The organism is Bordetella tumulicola (assembly GCF_965138755.1).
GTDB lineage: Bacteria > Pseudomonadota > Gammaproteobacteria > Burkholderiales > Burkholderiaceae_B > Bordetella_A > Bordetella_A tumulicola.
The window spans coordinates 58471-73893 of record NZ_CBCSFP010000013.1 but is presented as its reverse complement, the minus strand read 5'-3'; the positions used below and the strand labels follow the sequence as shown (position 1 = coordinate 73893).

At 60.9% G+C, this 15423-nt stretch carries 13 protein-coding genes; 8 read left to right on the top strand and 5 right to left on the bottom strand.

All coding sequences use genetic code 11. From position 1 onward, the window contains the following. The first annotated feature begins 21 nt into the window (after positions 1-21). The gene (locus ACNAZS_RS23310; RefSeq protein ID WP_415792916.1) at positions 22-1011 is read left to right on the top strand and encodes a Bug family tripartite tricarboxylate transporter substrate binding protein; all 990 of its coding nucleotides are present in this window, start codon (positions 22-24) and stop codon (positions 1009-1011) included. 9 nt (positions 1012-1020) lie between these two features. Here the strand turns inward: ACNAZS_RS23310 and ACNAZS_RS23305 are convergent, their stop codons facing one another. The 4 genes from ACNAZS_RS23305 to ACNAZS_RS23290 form a co-directional block, all read right to left on the bottom strand. Then, positions 1021-1422, bottom strand: coding sequence for a hypothetical protein (locus ACNAZS_RS23305; protein ID WP_415792914.1), 402 nt, complete (start codon positions 1420-1422; stop codon positions 1021-1023). A gap of 21 nt (positions 1423-1443) precedes the next feature. Then, positions 1444-2721 (bottom strand): TRAP transporter large permease, encoded by a 1278-nt coding sequence (locus ACNAZS_RS23300; protein WP_415792913.1) that lies wholly within the window; start codon positions 2719-2721, stop codon positions 1444-1446. Positions 2722-2763: 42 nt separating this feature from the next. Beyond that, positions 2764-3264 (bottom strand): TRAP transporter small permease, encoded by a 501-nt coding sequence (locus ACNAZS_RS23295; RefSeq protein WP_415792912.1) that lies wholly within the window; start codon positions 3262-3264, stop codon positions 2764-2766. A 92-nt stretch (positions 3265-3356) separates the two neighbouring features. Continuing rightward, on the bottom strand, positions 3357-4334 hold the full coding sequence (locus ACNAZS_RS23290) for a TRAP transporter substrate-binding protein (protein ID WP_415792910.1): 978 nt from the start codon (positions 4332-4334) through the stop codon (positions 3357-3359). A 122-nt stretch (positions 4335-4456) separates the two neighbouring features. On the opposite strand from ACNAZS_RS23290, the gene ACNAZS_RS23285 reads away from it, so the two are divergent. From ACNAZS_RS23285 to ACNAZS_RS23275, 3 genes are all read left to right on the top strand, one after another. Further along, positions 4457-7018, top strand: a complete 2562-nt coding sequence (locus ACNAZS_RS23285; RefSeq protein WP_415792909.1) for an ABC transporter permease — start codon at positions 4457-4459, stop codon at positions 7016-7018. A gap of 70 nt (positions 7019-7088) precedes the next feature. After that, positions 7089-7514: a group II truncated hemoglobin gene (locus ACNAZS_RS23280; RefSeq protein ID WP_415792908.1), complete on the top strand. Its 426-nt coding sequence runs from the start codon at positions 7089-7091 to the stop codon at positions 7512-7514. Then, positions 7510-8244, top strand: a complete 735-nt coding sequence (locus ACNAZS_RS23275; RefSeq protein WP_415792988.1) for a 3-deoxy-D-manno-octulosonic acid kinase — start codon at positions 7510-7512, stop codon at positions 8242-8244. The genes ACNAZS_RS23280 and ACNAZS_RS23275 overlap by 5 nt, the downstream gene beginning before the upstream one ends. Before the next feature lie 439 nt (positions 8245-8683). On the opposite strand, the gene ACNAZS_RS23270 is transcribed toward ACNAZS_RS23275, so the two are convergent. Beyond that, positions 8684-9514: an IclR family transcriptional regulator gene (locus ACNAZS_RS23270; RefSeq protein WP_415792907.1), complete on the bottom strand. Its 831-nt coding sequence runs from the start codon at positions 9512-9514 to the stop codon at positions 8684-8686. Positions 9515-9637: 123 nt separating this feature from the next. On the opposite strand from ACNAZS_RS23270, the gene ACNAZS_RS23265 reads away from it, so the two are divergent. From ACNAZS_RS23265 to ACNAZS_RS23250, 4 genes are all read left to right on the top strand, one after another. Continuing rightward, positions 9638-10444: an enoyl-CoA hydratase/isomerase family protein gene (locus ACNAZS_RS23265; protein ID WP_415792906.1), complete on the top strand. Its 807-nt coding sequence runs from the start codon at positions 9638-9640 to the stop codon at positions 10442-10444. Then, positions 10441-12546: an acetate--CoA ligase family protein gene (locus ACNAZS_RS23260; RefSeq protein ID WP_415792905.1), complete on the top strand. Its 2106-nt coding sequence runs from the start codon at positions 10441-10443 to the stop codon at positions 12544-12546. Before ACNAZS_RS23265 ends, ACNAZS_RS23260 begins: the two co-directional genes overlap by 4 nt. A gap of 101 nt (positions 12547-12647) precedes the next feature. Further along, a complete protein-coding gene (locus ACNAZS_RS23255) occupies positions 12648-13640 on the top strand; it encodes a tripartite tricarboxylate transporter substrate binding protein (protein ID WP_415792904.1) in 993 nt (330 codons plus the stop codon). A gap of 159 nt (positions 13641-13799) precedes the next feature. After that, on the top strand, positions 13800-15296 hold the full coding sequence (locus ACNAZS_RS23250; protein WP_415792903.1) for an aldehyde dehydrogenase: 1497 nt from the start codon (positions 13800-13802) through the stop codon (positions 15294-15296). The last annotated feature ends 127 nt before the right edge of the window (positions 15297-15423 follow it).

Below are 15423 nucleotides of genomic sequence, written 5' to 3'. Positions count from 1 at the left end.
AAAAGACATTCGGAGACAACCATGAGAGGAATTTCCAGAAAGGGGATCGCCATCGCGACGATAGCGTTGGCGGGCGTGGTCGCCCAGCTGCCGGTGGCGCAGGCGGCCTATCCCGATCAGCCCATTCGCATTGTGGTGGGTTATGCAGCGGGCGGCACGACCGATATCCTGGCCCGCGTGCTGGGCGAGCAGTTGGGCAAGGAACTCAAGCAATCGGTCATCATTGAAAACAAGCCGGGCGCAGCGGGAAATATCGCCGCGTCATATGTACAGGGTTCTACGCCTGATGGCTATACGTTGTTTATGGCGACCGTCGCCAGCCATGGGATTAATCCCTCTTTGTACAAGCGAACGCTGGGCTACGACCCGATAAAAGGGTTTGAGCCTGTCGCGATGGTGGCATCGATTCCGCTGTTGTTGATTGCAAACCCGACGTTGTCGGTCAAGAGCGTCGATGATCTGGTCGCGTTGGCAAAATCCAAGCCGGGTCAACTGAACTATTCGTCAAGCGGTAACGGTTCGCCTGTGCATTTGGCGGGCGCGATGTTTGCGCAGCAAGCCGATCTGGATTTGGTCCATGTGCCTTATCGGGGCGGGGCGATGGCGAATACGGCGGTGATGTCGGGCGAGGCACAGTTCAGCTTTGCCACGTTGCCCGGCGCGATCTCGCAGGTCAGGGCCAATAATCTAACGGCATTGGCGGTGACGACGCCTGAGCGTTCATCCCAGTTGCCCGATGTGCCGGCGTTGGGGGAGCTCGATGGCTTTAAGGGCTTTGATATCAATACCTGGAATGCATTGATGGCGCCCACAGGAACGCCGCAGACGGTCGTCGAGACGCTGAATGCGGCGGTCAATAAGGCGATGGCGTCGCCCGCGTTGCGCGCGCATTTTGAAAAAGAAGGCGCGATGCCGACTCAGAGTACGCCGGCCGAGCTGCGGGATTTCATCGCGAGCGAAATTGACCGGTGGGCCAAGGTGGTGTCGTCCGTGAATATTCGCGTGGATTGAGGGGCGGGCCTAGTTGCCACCCAGCAAGTCATAGGAATCCAGCAGCGCAAAAACGATTTCGGGGTTCCGGTCCAACCCGCGCCGTATCGCCGCGGGAATCGTCTGCCGGGTCTTGTTGCACAGGCCCGGCTGATTGGCGATCTCGATTTGCAGGCCGCGCACCGTGCGGACCTCGTTCGGACCGGGCGCGACGGTGAGTGAAATCCCCAGCAAGGCGTGCATGCGGTCTTGCATGTGCCGTAGATCATCCAGGCTGCTGAGGTTTTCCAGGCGCGCGACGAGTTTTTTTTCCTCGTCGCGCGTCAGTTTCAGGATACGAATGTCCCCGCCAGGCGCCTCGAGCAATTTGTCACGATCGCAAATACAGGCCCCGGGGGGGCACTCTTGGCGGATGGGGAACGGAACAGTCATCGTACAGGCAACACAAGCGGGCTATTTGGCGTAGACCAGATCCCGCAGCCCCAGCGATAGACCTGGCCAATACGTGATTACCATCAGGCAGGCAATGACGACCAATACGAATGGTATCAAGGGTTTGATCAAGCGTTCCAGTGGTACCTTGGCCACCGCGCATGCGGCGAACAAGTTGACGCCAAAGGGTGGCGTAATCATGCCCAACGCCAGGTTGACCACCATGATGATGCCGAAGTGCACGGGATCGATGCCGAACTGGATGGCAACGGGCAGCAGCAAGGGCGCCAGCACCACGACCGAAGCCGAGGTTTCGATGAACATGCCAATGATGAAAAGGCAGGCGTTGACACCCAGCAGGAACATCGTCTCGTCGTGAAAGATCTGTCCTAGCCAGGTCCCCAGTGCGTTAGGCACGCCCGCGCGGTTGAGCAGAAAGCTGAATACGCCGGCGTTGGCGATAATGAACATGATCACCGAGGTCGAGATCACCGAGCGGTGCAGGGTCTGCGACAGTGTGCGAAAGCTCAGTCGGCCATAGACGAATTTGCCGACGAGGATCGCGTACATGACCGCGACGACCGAGGCTTCGGTGGGGGTAAAGATCCCGCCGTAGATCCCGCCCAGAATGATGACGGGCATCAGTAGCGCCAGCCAGGCGCGCTTGAATGAGGGCCAGAGCGGCAGGCGGTCTTCTCCGTCGCGCTTGCCCAGTCCATTGCGCTTGGCGTAGAGCCAGACGTACACCATCAGGGCGATGCCGATCAGGGCACCGGGCAAGATACCGGCAATGAAGAGTTCGCCGGTGGAGGTGTCGGTCGAGACGGCAAACAGGATCATCGGTACCGATGGCGGGATGATGACGCCGAGCTCGGCGGCACTGGCTTGCAGCGAGGCCGCAAACGGCGCGGGGTAGCCGTGGCGCACCATGGCGGGGATCAGGATGGCGCCCACCGCAAAGGTCGTGGCGACGCTCGAGCCCGCGACCGCCGCGAAAATCATGCAGGTCAACACGCAGGTGCAGGCCAGGCCGCCCTGAATGCCGCCTACGACGCTTTTGGCGAATTCGACCATGCGTTCCGAGATGCCGCCGGCCTCCATGAGGTTGCCCGCCAGGATAAAGAACGGTACGGCAACGAGCGGGTATTTATCGAGCGCGGCGTAGAGTTGCTGGGCGATAACCAGCCAGGGCAGGCCGGCGATGGAGACGCCGGTAGCGCTGGCCAAGCCGATGGCGATCGCGACGGGTACGGATAGCCCGAAGAAGATCAGCATCGTAAGGAGCATTAATTGGGACATGGCAGAAGGCCCGGATACTGTGCAATAGAGGAATGAGGAAGATCAGCCTTGCGCGTCGTTGCGCACGGGGGCCGGTTCGTCGGCGCCGAGCAACCAGCGCGTCAATACCGCGATCGCCGCGAGCGTGCAGCCGATCGGGATCGACACATAAATCCAGGAGATCGGGATGTTGAGGCTGGGTACGTTCTGAAAGCGAACGCGATAGGTCATCTGACCGCCGACCCAGGCAAGGAACACCAGAAAGACCACGCAGACGATCGCGATGACGTGTTCCAGCAGGCGTCGCCGGGGGCCCTGCAGCAGGTTGTGCAGGAGTTCCACGCTGATCATCGCGCCACGGCGAAAGGCCAGCGAGATACCCAGGAACACGGTCCAGATCAGCAAGGCGCGCGTCAGGACTTCGCTCCAGTCGGCGGGCGACTGCAGCACGAATCGGGCGATGACTTGATAGAAAGCGGCCAGTGCGGCGCCGACGAGCAGAATTTGGGCGAGGACCGATACCACCTTGAATAAGGTGCTTTCGGCAAGGCGAAGCATACGCATGGTGAATTCCGAATGCGGACGTGAGGGAAACAAAGTGAAGCAGGCATGGCGCAGATGTCGTGATGACAATCTCGCCATGCCGGGGGGACAGATTATTTCGTATCGCGGATCGCGTCGATCAGCTTTTTGTCGAACTTTTTGTAGTACTCGGGGTAGACCGTTTCCACAAGGGCCGCGAAAGCGGGGCGGTCGACGTCAGTGGTGACTTCCATGCCTTCCTTGCGCAGTTGTGCAACACCTGTTTTTTCGATGTCGTCGACGTAATCGCGCATGGCTTGGGCCGAGGCCTTGCCAGCTGCTTTGAACTTGGCTTTGTCTTCGTCAGACAGGCCGTCGTAGACGCTGGCTGACATGAGTACCAGCGCGGGGCCGTAGACGTGGCCGGTCAGCGACAGGTGTTTCTGGATCTGCGACAGCTTGGCCGAGGTAATCACCGACAGCGGGTTTTCCTGGCCATCGATCGTGCCTTGTTGCAAGGCGGTGGCGACTTCGGGCCAGGCCATGGGGGTGGGCAGGATGCCGATCGCGCGGAAAGCCGCGATATGGATCGGGTTTTCGGTGGTGCGGATCTTCAGGCCCTTGGCGTCCGCCGGGGTCTTTACCGGGCGTACGTTGTTGGTCAAGTGGCGAAACCCTTGTTCGCCCCAGGCCAGGGCTACGATGCCGCGGTCGGGAAATTTGGCGAGCATGTCTTGACCAATCTTGCTGTCGAGCACCTTGCGGGCATGGTCCAGATCGCGCAGCAGGAAGGGAATGTCGAATACCCCGGTCTCTGGTACGAAGTTCAACGTGGCGCCAGTCGAGACGATGGCCATGTCGATGGTGCCGATTTGCAGGCCTTCGATGACCTCACGTTCGCCGCCCAGCGCGCTGTTGGCGAACTGTTCGACTTTGTACTGGCCGTTGGTGGCCGTTTCGATAGACTTGGCAAACGCGTCGGCGCCTGCCCCATAATGGGACGAGGTCGACAGGGCGTAGGCCATTTTCAGAGGGGTTTGAGCAACGGCGGGCAGCGCAGCGGTAGCGGCGCAGGCAGCAAAAATCGTGGCGGCAAGCCAAGTCTTGCGCATGGTGTCTTCTCCTTGTGTTAATGAGATCTAATATTCTCGGTCGCATGTTACGCCCAGCGCGCATCATAGCGGCATTCACCTGACAATCGGCCATTGAAACGCCGATTGGTTACCATTGCGAAATGATGGATTTCCCTGACTCCTCCTCTTCTTTGCCGTCCACCGAGCGCGTTTCCCGTCGGCGCGGTCCCGGTTTTTTGGCCACATTACGCCAGGGCGCCCGCATGATGATGCGCGACACGCGCGCGGGTGAGCTGCGCCTGCTGGTGCTGGCGCTGGTGGTTGCGGTGGCCGCGGTCACCAGCGTAGGATTCCTGGCGGACCGGGTTGGCCGGGCGCTGGAGCGCGACGCCGGCCAGATGTTAGGTGCGGATCTGCTGTTGGATGCGGACGAACCCATTGCGGCGGATTTTTTCGACGCCGCGCGCGAACGGGGGCTGGAGGTGTCCCGCACCTGGCAGTTTCCGTCGATGGCCAGCGTCGGCGATGCCGCACAATTGGTCTCGCTCAAAGCGGTGGAGCCGGGCTATCCGCTGCGCGGCAGCCTGAAGGTCGCCGACGACCCCTATACCGGGGGCGCCGACACGCGCGATATCCCGGCGGCGGGAACGGTCTGGGCGGATGCCCAGTTGCTGGCGCTCTTGGGCATTGAGGTAGGTGACACGATCGGCCTGGGCGATAGCCGGTTGCGGGTGACGCGTGTCATTACCTATGAGCCCGACCGGGGCATGCAGTTCGTGAACGTGGCGCCGCGCGTGATGATGCGCGCCGACGACTTGCCCGCCACTGGCCTGATCGCGACGGGCAGTCGCATCGGTTATGCCCTATTGGCGGCGGGCGAGCCCGACGCGGTGACATCGTATTCCCAGTGGTTGAACGAGCATCTGCAACGCGGACAAAAATTGGCAACCGTGGCGTCCGGTCGCCCCGAAGTCCAGCGCACGATGGACCGCGCGCAGCGGTTTTTGTCTCTGGTGGCCTTGCTGGCGGTACTGATTTCCGCGGTGGCCGTCGCGCTGGCGGCGGGGCGTTTTATGACGCGTCATCGTGATGGCATCGCGATCATGCGCTGCCTGGGGGCGGTTCAGCAGCAGGTGACGCGCATGTTGCTGCTGGAGTTCACGTTGGTCGGCCTGTTCGCGTCGGCCGTGGGCGGTCTGCTGGGATTTGCCGTGCATCAGGGCCTGGTGCTGGCGCTGGGCAATCTGATTGATACCCAACTGCCCGCGCCGTCGGCGATACCTGCCTTGCAGGGCCTGGTGACGGGCGTATTGCTGTTGCTGGGCTTTGCGTGGCCCGCGCTGGCGCAGTTGCGCCACGTCCCGCCGGCACGAGTACTGCGTCGCGATGCCGACATGGTGCGGGCGCGCAGTGCTATCGGTTATGCCTTGGGGGCCGTGGGGTTCGCTTTACTGATCGCGTGGTTTGCCGGTGATGTCCGCTTGGGTGCCGTGGTGGCCGGTGGTTTCCTGGGGGCGTTTGGCGCCTTTGCGCTGGTCGCCTGGCTTTGTGTCCTGGGCCTGGCGCGGCTGCGCGGCCTGGTAACGGGCATGCCTACCCTGCGTTTCGCACTGGCGGGGGTCGTGCGGCGACGCGCGGCAACGATCACCCAAGTCTGCGCACTGGCGATCGGCTTGATGGCCCTGTTGCTGTTGACCATGACGCGTACCGACTTGGTCGCAGGCTGGCAACGCACCTTGCCCCCGGATGCGCCCAATCGATTTCTGATCAACATCCAACCGGATCAGCGCCAGGCGGTGCAGGATTTTCTCAGCGCACATGACTTAAATAACGTGACGCTCTGGCCGATGATCCGTGGGCGCCTGATAGCTGTCGATGGTCGCCCGATCGGCCCCGACGACTACGAAGACCCGCGTGCGAAACGGCTCGTCGACCGCGAATTCAATCTTTCATACGGGGAAAATCTGCCCGCCGCGAATCAGATCGAGCAGGGCCGCTGGCTGAATCCGGATGCCCCCGAGGTGTCGCTGGAGTCGGGTCTGGCGGAGTCTTTGCACTTGGCGGTGGGGGATGTGCTGACCTTCGATATTGCCGGCCAGCAGGTCGAGGTCACCGTGGCGAGCACGCGCAGCGTGGACTGGGATTCCATGCAAGTGAATTTCTTCGCCGTGCTGTCACCCTCGGCGCTCGAGGGTATGCCACAAAGCTGGATCACGTCCTTTCATTTGCCACCCGAGCAGGCCACGCTGCCACGCGAGCTCGTCCGGCAGTTCCCGAACCTGACCGTGTTCGACGTGGGATCCATCCTGAATCAGCTGCAGTCTGTGCTGGATCAAGTGATTACCGCGGTACAAGTGCTATTCATCTTTACGCTCGCGGCGGGCATCCTGGTCCTGGCGGCAGCACTGACCGCTACCCGCGACGAACGTATCCGCGAGGCTGCCGTCTTGCGCTCGCTGGGCGCCACACGTCGCCAATTGGCGCGTACCCAACGACTGGAAGTGCTGGCCGTGGGCGGCCTTGCGGGCCTGCTGGCGGCCGCCGGGGCCAGCGCCATCGGTTGGGCGCTCTCTGTCTATGTGTTTGATTTCCAGATCACGCTGAGCCTCTGGCCCTGGCTGGTCGGTATCGGTGTCGGCATGCTGGCCGCTTGGGGCGGTGCCGCCTTGGCCCTGCGCGGCGTGCTGCGTACGCCGCCCCTATTGACGCTGAGAGAGGCCTGATGGAGATCTATCCTGTTCTGAATTGTTGCCGGTGGGACTATTGCCTTGTGCCGGCTCTGCGAGAAATCTGATGACTGCCAGTCGTGTTCAACCGAAGGCCGAGACGCTCGAGACCTCCGTTACGCTATTTGAAACGCTGGGCGGCGAGCCCGCGATTCGGTCTCTGGTCGATCGTTTTTACGATTTGATGGACATGGAGGCCGATTTCGTTATTTTGCGGGGCGTCCATGGCCCCAGCCTGGACTCGGCCCGCGACAAGCTATTCCTGTTCCTGTGCGGTTATTTTGGCGGTCCCAATTACTACATAGAGCAGTACGGCCATCCCAAGCTGCGAGCACGTCATTTGCCATTCTCTATCGGCCGGGTCGAGCGAGACCAGTGGGTGGCCTGCATGGGACGCGCGATGCAAGACGAGGGATTTTCGCCCGAACTAGTCGATCGTCTGCTCGAGGCGTTTTATGGCGTGGCCGACTGGATGCGCAATCGTGACGATTGAACACGATCAAGATGCGTCCGGTGCCCAACGCCTGGCGTGGCAAAACGCACCGTCCACAGGCGCGATGCTGTGTGACCCGCGCCTGGGCCCCCCTGATCCGCATTTACTTGATCCCGCCAGTTACGGTGACCGAGCCCGCCCCGTCGATGCGGGTGGCCGCCAGGCCGCCTGGTTTGTCGACGGTGAGGGCTGGCAAGGCGTGTTACGTGGCTACCGGCGCGGCGGCCTGGCCGCTCGCGTCAGCCGGGACGCCTATTTGTGGCAAGGCGAGTCCCGCACCCGCAGTTTCCGCGAGTACCGTTTGCTGGCGTCGATGCGAGCAAGGGGCCTAAAGGTCCCGACGCCGCTCGCGGCGGCTTATTGGCGCGAGGGCCTGACATATCGGGCCGCAATCATCGTTGAACGCATTCCTGATGTCCGCCCGCTAGCTCATCTCTTGGAGGAGCCCGTCTGGGAGCCTGTGGCGACTGCGATCGCCGCGATGCACCGCCAGGGTGTCTGGCACGCGGATTTGAACGCTTTTAATGTTCTGCTTGATCCGCAGGGGCAAGTTTGGCTTATCGATTTCGACCGCGGTACAGAGGGCGGTGTCTCTGATCGGCAGCGTCGTGGGAATTTGCTGCGGTTAAAGCGCTCGCTTGAGAAGGTTGGCGCGGATCGTGGGAATGCGCTGTGGGGGCGCATTGATCAGGCTTATCTTGCTTGTATGCGGGGGATGGCTAAGTCGTAGAGGGTGTTGGTTCTTAATGCACCGAGGTCCGTCGTGTGTAGGCGGCGCCGGCGTAATCGAAACGGCTCGGCCCAACCAGGGGCCTCGGCCCCGCTGCGCGGGGCTGCCCGTNTCNNANNANGCCGGCGCCGCCTACACACGACGGACCTCGGCTCGCGTTATCTTCCCATTCACACTGGTGCTGCCACGTTGACTTGTCATGGTCATGCCTTACTGGACTTGACCATGGGCATTCGGCATCGAGGGCAAGCTACTGCTGTGAGTCCCTGTCCGGTGGTATGGCCACGNTGGCCAGATCGGCTCGGCTCGGCCCATAAGCACGGGCCGAGGTCCCGCTGCGCGGGACTGCCCGATCCTCAAACAGGCCAACGCGGCCATGGCACCGGACAGGGACGTCTCAATAGCGCTACGCCGCATCAACGTATATCAGCCTGTCAGATCAAGGGATTAATCCGGCCAGTTCCTGGCGGCTAAGCTCATGGCCGATTCTCTTCTTCAGGTCTAAGAGCGTCGGCGCATACTGCCGCTCAATGGATGAGGCGGTTTCGGCTGTAATAAGGCTTAAATTCAGCGCTAGCGGCTGCCCACCAGGGGTTTCTAGCGGCGTGGACAACGCAATGACTCCTGGTTGCCAGGATGCTTGGCAATAGCCAACAGAGGCGATTTTTTCGATCGCCCTTTCAATCTCTGCGCGAATCGGCTTCCAAGACGCGCTGCGATAGCCGCGCATTATTCCACCCAGCAACACGCTGCGGGCTGCCGCGTCTAGCGTAGCCAGATAGGCGCGCCCAAGCGAGGTGAGTTCGATAGGGACACGCTGGCCAGCGACGATGGTGCGTAGGGAAGCTCTGACGTTGTAGCGGATAGATTCCAGATACACCATTTCACTGCGGTCTGCGCTGGCCAGACCAACATTCACGCGAAGCTTGTTGGATGCGTCACGCATCAGTGGTGTGGCGCCTTTCAGAATAGGGGACGCCGCACGCATTGCGTGGCCGAGGCTGAGCACCGGCGCAGCAAGCCGATATGCGCGAGCTCGGCGATCGTGTTCCAGAAAGCCGCTGACGACTAGCGTTTGCGTAAGGCGGCTGACCGTAGCCGCCGCCAGCCCGGTGCGTTCCGCAATGTCTCCATTTCCCAGCAGATCAGTGCCCGGCTTGAAGGCACGAAGGATCTCCAGACCACGCTCTAGCGAGCGATTCTGGCTGACGCCATCGAAGCGTTGGCGAGCGTCGTCGGGCGGATGTTTGGATTGGCGGACGGTTTTCATGCAATTCCATTCTATGGAAATGGGGTGATGTTTGCGCACACTGTAACGCTTACTGTGTCGTCATATCCAGCACAAGAAACGTAACGATTGTGGCTGGCAAACTCACGGAGGCGGAGCCTAGAAATGGCGGACTACGAATTCATTAAGCTTCAAACGCAAGAAGGAGTGGCGACACTGACGCTGAACCGGCCGGAAAAGCGCAACGCGATCAGCGACCCGATGCGTGCCGAGTTGATCCACGCGTTGGAGGCCGTTGCGCAGGATCGTGCTGTCAAGGCCCTGGTGTTGACCGGCGAGGGAAAGGGATTCTGCGCCGGTGGCGACATTGCTGGGATGCAGCGCCGCATGGATGCGCCGACAGGTGAGGTGGCGTTTAATGGCTGGTCTCGACAACAGCGCGTGCATCATGCCGTCAGCCTGCTGTATCGCATGCCCAAGCCGACGATTGCGGCGGTAAACGGTGCTGCTGCCGGACTAGGTGCAGACACTGCATTGAGCTGCGATTTCATCGTGGCATCCGAGAATGCAACGTTCACTTGGAGCTACATCGCCCGAGGCCTGATTCCCGATGGCGGCGGCATGTATTTCCTGCCGCGCCGAGTCGGCCTTGCCCGGGCCAAGGAATTGATCTATTCCGGCCGGAAAGTGCAAGCCGAGGAAGCGCTCAAGCTGGGTATTGCTGATCGGCTTGCGGTCGCTGGTGATGAGCTAAACGCCGCACAAAGTTGGGCCAATGAACTTGCGCAAGGTTCAGCTACGGCCCTTGCATTGAGCAAATCAATTCTTGACCAGAGTTCTGAACTGACGGCGGATCAGGTCTTTGCCATGGGTAGCCAGGCGCAGGGCATCTGCTACACCAGCAGCGAGCATCGTGAGTCTGTGACGGCATTCCTGGCGAAGATGGCCCAGGCAAAAAAGGAATCCAAATGAGCGGCCTGCAAAAATTGCTGCAGCCTCGCAGTGTGGCGGTCGTTGGGGCCTCGGCTGATCCGGCAAAGACGTCAGGGCGGCCGATTGCTTACTTGCGTAAGCACGGTTTCCAAGGGCGGATCTATCCCGTTAACCCCAGGGCAACTGAGATCGATGGCCTGCCTTGCTACCCTGAAGTGGGTGCCTTACCAGAAGCGCCGGACGTGGCCATTGTGCTGTTGAGCGCAGAGCGCACGCAGCAAGCCATTCGCGAGCTGGCCGCTATCGGTACCGGTGCCGCTATTGTTCTTGCAAGTGGCTACTCAGAGATTGGCGAAGACGGCGTTCGCAGACAGCGCGAGTTGCGCGCAGCGGCCGGCAGCATGCGAATACTGGGACCCAATACGATTGGTTTGGTCAACCTGACGGACCGAATCACGCTGTCAGCCAGTGGTGCGTTGGAGGTGGATCAGTTTGTGAGCGGCGCCATTGGGCTGGTGTCTCAAAGTGGTGGAATTCTGGGTGCGCTGTTGTCGCGGGCGGCGGCGCGCGGCGTCGGGTTCTCCAAGCTGATATCCACCAGCAACGAAGTCGATTTGGATCTGGCTGATTTTATCGATGCGCTGGCTGACGACCCCGCAACCCGCGTGATTGCGCTCTATGTCGAGAGCATCCGCAATCCGAGTACGTTCCGCGCCGCAGCACGCAAGGCCGCCCGTTTGGGCAAACCGATTGTCGCGTTCAAAATCGGCCGGTCAGAGTCTGGCGCCCAGGCCGCCGTGTCGCATACGGGCGCGCTGGCGGGTTCCGACGGCATGTATGACGCGCTATTCGAAGAAACAGGGATTATTCGAGCGCAGACGTTTTCCGATTTGCTGGATATTCCTGTCGCCCTGGCCAATGAGCGTGAGCTTGGCGGGCGCCGGATGGCGATCCTGACATCTACGGGAGGTGCAGGTACGTTGGTGGCCGATTGCCTAGGTGTGGCGGGTTTCGAATTGCCTGCGCCTGATACGCGTACCGGTGAGGCATTGCGGGCGCTGCAAACGGGCGACCATGCCGCACTGGATCGAAACCCAATCGATGTGACGCTGGCGGGCTTGCAGCCAGACTTATTGCGTAGCGCGATCCGTATTGTGTTGGAGAGCGATCAGTACGATGCGATGGTGGTCATCGTGGGGTCGTCCGCAGTCGCACAGCCGGAGTTGATGGCCGGTGCGTTGAAGGATTCACTCGCGCTGAGCGGTAAGCCGCTGATGGCCTACATTAGTCCGCACGCGCCTCAGGCGGCCGAGGTGCTCAGCCGCTACGGCATTCCCGCGTTTTACTCACCGGAGAGCGTCAGCGCTGCCTTGTCGGCCATGTGGCAGGTCCATACACGCCAGTCATTGCCTGAACCGGATCCTGTCACGTCCGCGGCGCAGGCGCCTCTGATTTGTGCCGAGCACGGCTCGCTGGACGAAGTTCAGGCCAAGACGCTTTTCGCCAGGTTTGGCGTGCCGGGTGTTAGGGAAATCGTTGTGCACTCCGAAGAGCAGGCCGCCGAGGCTGCGAAACGGTTTGGGTCTCGCGTCGTGTTGAAGCTGTTGTCTAGCGAGATCACTCACAAGAGCGACGTTGGCGGTGTGGCTGTCAATGTTGCGCCGCAGGACGTCATACCGCGATTGCGACAGATGGCTGCTGATGTGCAGCGACATACGGGTCACTCGCCCACTGCCTTTCTCGTACAGGAAATGGTGACCGGAGCTGCCGAAGTGATCGTGGGTGTCCACAAGGACCCGCTGGGAACCGCGATTTTGTTGGGCATGGGAGGCGTGGTCGCTGAATTGGTTCGTGATACCACGCTGCTGCTACTGCCGGAGGCCGGCGTGGCGCTGACAGCGGGGCAGGTCAGGGCGGCATTACAGCGCTTGAAAACCTGGCCTTTGCTCAATGGTTATCGCGGCCGCGAGCCCGCCGACGTCCCGGCACTGATCGAGGCTGTGCTTGCCTTTGCCCATATGGCACAGGCATTGCAGGCCCAACTGATCGAGGCGGAGATTAATCCCTTGTTCGTCAAGCCCCTGGGGCAAGGCGTATGCGCTGCCGACGGCATCGCGGTTCTCAAACAGGCAGCAGACTAATTCCGTCAGGTGAAATTGCCAGGGTGGCAGGCCGTCCTGTCATTCCTACACTTTTCTTATGCGCTGCGATCAAACGGCGCAAAATAATCAGGAGACAACGCATGAAAACCGACCAAACTTCGGCGCGACGAGTTCGAAGCCTTGCCGCTGCCCTATTGACAGTCGCCGCCATGGTGGCCCCCCTGGCGCAAGCTGCCTTCCCGGAACGACCTTTGCGTATTGTGGTGCCGTTCACGCCAGGAGGGGGTACCGACATCGTCGCTCGTCAACTGGCCAAGGGTTTGACGGACGAGTTGGGTCAGTCCGTTATCGTCGAGAACAGGCCCGGGGGCAGCACTATCATCGGCACGGAAAATGTCGCGAATAGCCCGCCAGATGGCTATACTTTGCTGATGGCGACATTTGCCCACGCGGTGAATCCTGCCATCCAAAAGACATTGCCCTACGACACGGACAAGGCGTTTGCGCCGGTGGCGATGATCGGAAAATCGGCCAACGTCCTGGTGGTGTCGCCCCAGTCCAAGTTCAAGAGCGTGCAGGATATTCTGGCTTATGCTCGCGCCAATCCAGGCAAACTGACGTTCGGGTCCTACGGAAATGGCACCTCCGCGCACTTGGCGGGTGAGCTTTTCAAAAGCCTGGGCAAAGTCGACATTCTGCACGTGCCGTATAAAGGAGCGGGCCCAGCGATCAACGATTTGATGGGGCGGCAGATTGACATGATCTTCTCGACATCGGCAAGTGTCAGCGGCCACGTCAAGAACGAACAATTGCGCGCGCTGGCGGTGACGAGCAAAGATCGTTCGCCATCCTATCCTGGTGTGCCGACCGTCGCGGAGTCGGGCGAGCCAGGTTACTTTGTCGATAGCTGGTACGGCGTATTTGTTCCGCAAAGCACGCCCAAGACCGTTGTCGATCAATTGAATGCCGCCATCAAGAAGGTCTCCGACAACAAAGATTTTCAGGCAGCGTTAGCGCTCGAAGGGTTGGTCGCTAATGTGGGCTCACCTGACGCGTTGGGAGAATATGTGAAACAAGAAGAGGCGCGCTGGACCAAGATCATCCAAGAAGCGGGAATCTCCGGCAAGCTGTAAAAGGAGCGCCCGCACGACAAGGCAAGTCACCATTCCCAAACAACACGTCAGGTGGTGAAAATGCCTTGCTGGTATCGTTCCAGATTAAGCAGCCGGTGGTTTTGTTTCCGCACGCGTGGCGCCCCCGACGTTTCCAACCCTTTTCGAGAGACAACTGACATGCAAACACAGCAATCCCAGCTCGCGTCTTTTACGAATTTCATTGCAGGGCAACAGATCCCTTCGCAAAGCGGGCGCACGTTTACCAGCATCAATCCCGCGAATGGCCAGGAGTGGGGCACGTTTGCCGAGTCTGGCAGCGAAGACGTCAACGCAGCGGTACAGGCGGCCCGCGAGGCACTGGAAGGCCCGTGGGGAAAACTGTCGGCGACGCGGCGCGGACGTTTGCTGATGGCGTGGGGTGACAAGATCGCCGGTCAGGCCGACGCGATCGCGCGCATGGAGTCGGCACAGAACGGCAAGCTGCTGGCCGAGATGAAGGCGCAGGCGACGGTGGTGAAAGAATGGCTGTATTACTTTGGCGGCCTGGCCGACAAGATCGAAGGCCGTGTCATTCCGCTGGAGCGCGCCAGTGTGCTGAATTACACGTTGCGCGAACCCCTGGGTGTGGTGGGGGTGATCGTGCCGTGGAATTCGCCGACGTTTCTGACCATCATGAGTTGCGCACCTGCTTTAGCCGCGGGCAACACCATCGTGTTGAAGCCGTCGGAGGTGACGTCGGCCTCGGCGTTTGAGTTGGCCCGGTTGGCTGGAGAGGCAGGCATACCGCCGGGGGTGATCAATGTGGTGACAGGCGCACGCGAGGCCGGTGCGGCGCTTGTCGACCATGAGGATGTCGCCAAGATTTGTTTTACGGGCAGCGATGCAGCGGGACGTCACATCGCGTCTCGCGCTGGCGCGCGCCTGGCCAGTTGCACGCTGGAGCTGGGCGGAAAAAGCCCGAATATCGTGTTTGGCGATGCCTTGATCGATAACGCGGTCGTCGGGCTGTTGGCCGGCATTTTTGCGGCCGCGGGGCAGACTTGCATTGCGGGGTCGCGCGCCTATGTGCATGACAGCATCTATGAGCAGGTCCTGGACCGCCTGGTGCAGCGTGTCAAGCAGATTCGCCTGGGCGATCCCCTGGCTGCCGATACCCAAATGGGTCCGGCCGCGACGGCGGCGCAGCTACAGAAAAATGAAACGATGGTAGCCAGTGCTTTGCAGGCCGGCGCCGAGGCCCTGCATGGTGGCCGGCGCACGTCCGTGGCGGGGCTGGAGGGAGGTTACTTTTTCGAGCCCACCATTTTGCATCGCCTGAGCGCGAATAACCCGATCATGCAGGAAGAGGTCTTTGGGCCCGTGCTGGCTGTCACGCCTTTTCATGACGATGACGAGGTCGTGGCTTTGGCCAACAGCACGAAATTCGGTTTGGCCGCGGGCGTATGGACGCAGAATCTCAGTCGCGCGCATTCGATGGCCAAGCGATTGCAGGCAGGGACGGTTTGGGTCAACACCTATCGGGCATTGGCGTTCAATTCGCCCTTTGGCGGCTATAAGGATAGTGGTATCGGCCGCGTCAACGGGATGGAATCGGTGGACCAATTTCTGCAGACCAAAAGCGTGTGGTGTGAGACCAGCGACGAGATTCAGGATCCCTTTGTCATGAAGGTCTAGCGGGCTCGCCCAACCTGGGCGGCATCGCTCTCCCCGCCGAGGCAAGTCACCATCGCGAGTTCCTGTTAGCGCGCTGTGGCCCGGCCGGCCCATCACCTCGGCTCGGNCGCATGCAGGCGNCCTCGGA

Excerpts from the sequence above, each read along its gene's own strand:
- ACNAZS_RS23310 (WP_415792916.1), top strand. The coding sequence starts at position 22 with ATGAGAGGAATTTCCAGAAAGGGGATCGCCATCGCGACGATAGCGTTG.
- ACNAZS_RS23305 (WP_415792914.1), bottom strand. The coding sequence starts at position 1,422 with ATGACTGTTCCGTTCCCCATCCGCCAAGAGTGCCCCCCCGGGGCCTGT.
- ACNAZS_RS23300 (WP_415792913.1), bottom strand. The coding sequence starts at position 2,721 with ATGTCCCAATTAATGCTCCTTACGATGCTGATCTTCTTCGGGCTATCC.
- ACNAZS_RS23295 (WP_415792912.1), bottom strand. The coding sequence starts at position 3,264 with ATGCGTATGCTTCGCCTTGCCGAAAGCACCTTATTCAAGGTGGTATCG.
- ACNAZS_RS23290 (WP_415792910.1), bottom strand. The coding sequence starts at position 4,334 with ATGCGCAAGACTTGGCTTGCCGCCACGATTTTTGCTGCCTGCGCCGCT.
- ACNAZS_RS23285 (WP_415792909.1), top strand. The coding sequence starts at position 4,457 with ATGATGGATTTCCCTGACTCCTCCTCTTCTTTGCCGTCCACCGAGCGC.
- ACNAZS_RS23280 (WP_415792908.1), top strand. The coding sequence starts at position 7,089 with ATGACTGCCAGTCGTGTTCAACCGAAGGCCGAGACGCTCGAGACCTCC.
- ACNAZS_RS23270 (WP_415792907.1), bottom strand. The coding sequence starts at position 9,514 with ATGAAAACCGTCCGCCAATCCAAACATCCGCCCGACGACGCTCGCCAA.
- ACNAZS_RS23265 (WP_415792906.1), top strand. The coding sequence starts at position 9,638 with ATGGCGGACTACGAATTCATTAAGCTTCAAACGCAAGAAGGAGTGGCG.
- ACNAZS_RS23260 (WP_415792905.1), top strand. The coding sequence starts at position 10,441 with ATGAGCGGCCTGCAAAAATTGCTGCAGCCTCGCAGTGTGGCGGTCGTT.
- ACNAZS_RS23255 (WP_415792904.1), top strand. The coding sequence starts at position 12,648 with ATGAAAACCGACCAAACTTCGGCGCGACGAGTTCGAAGCCTTGCCGCT.
- ACNAZS_RS23250 (WP_415792903.1), top strand. The coding sequence starts at position 13,800 with ATGCAAACACAGCAATCCCAGCTCGCGTCTTTTACGAATTTCATTGCA.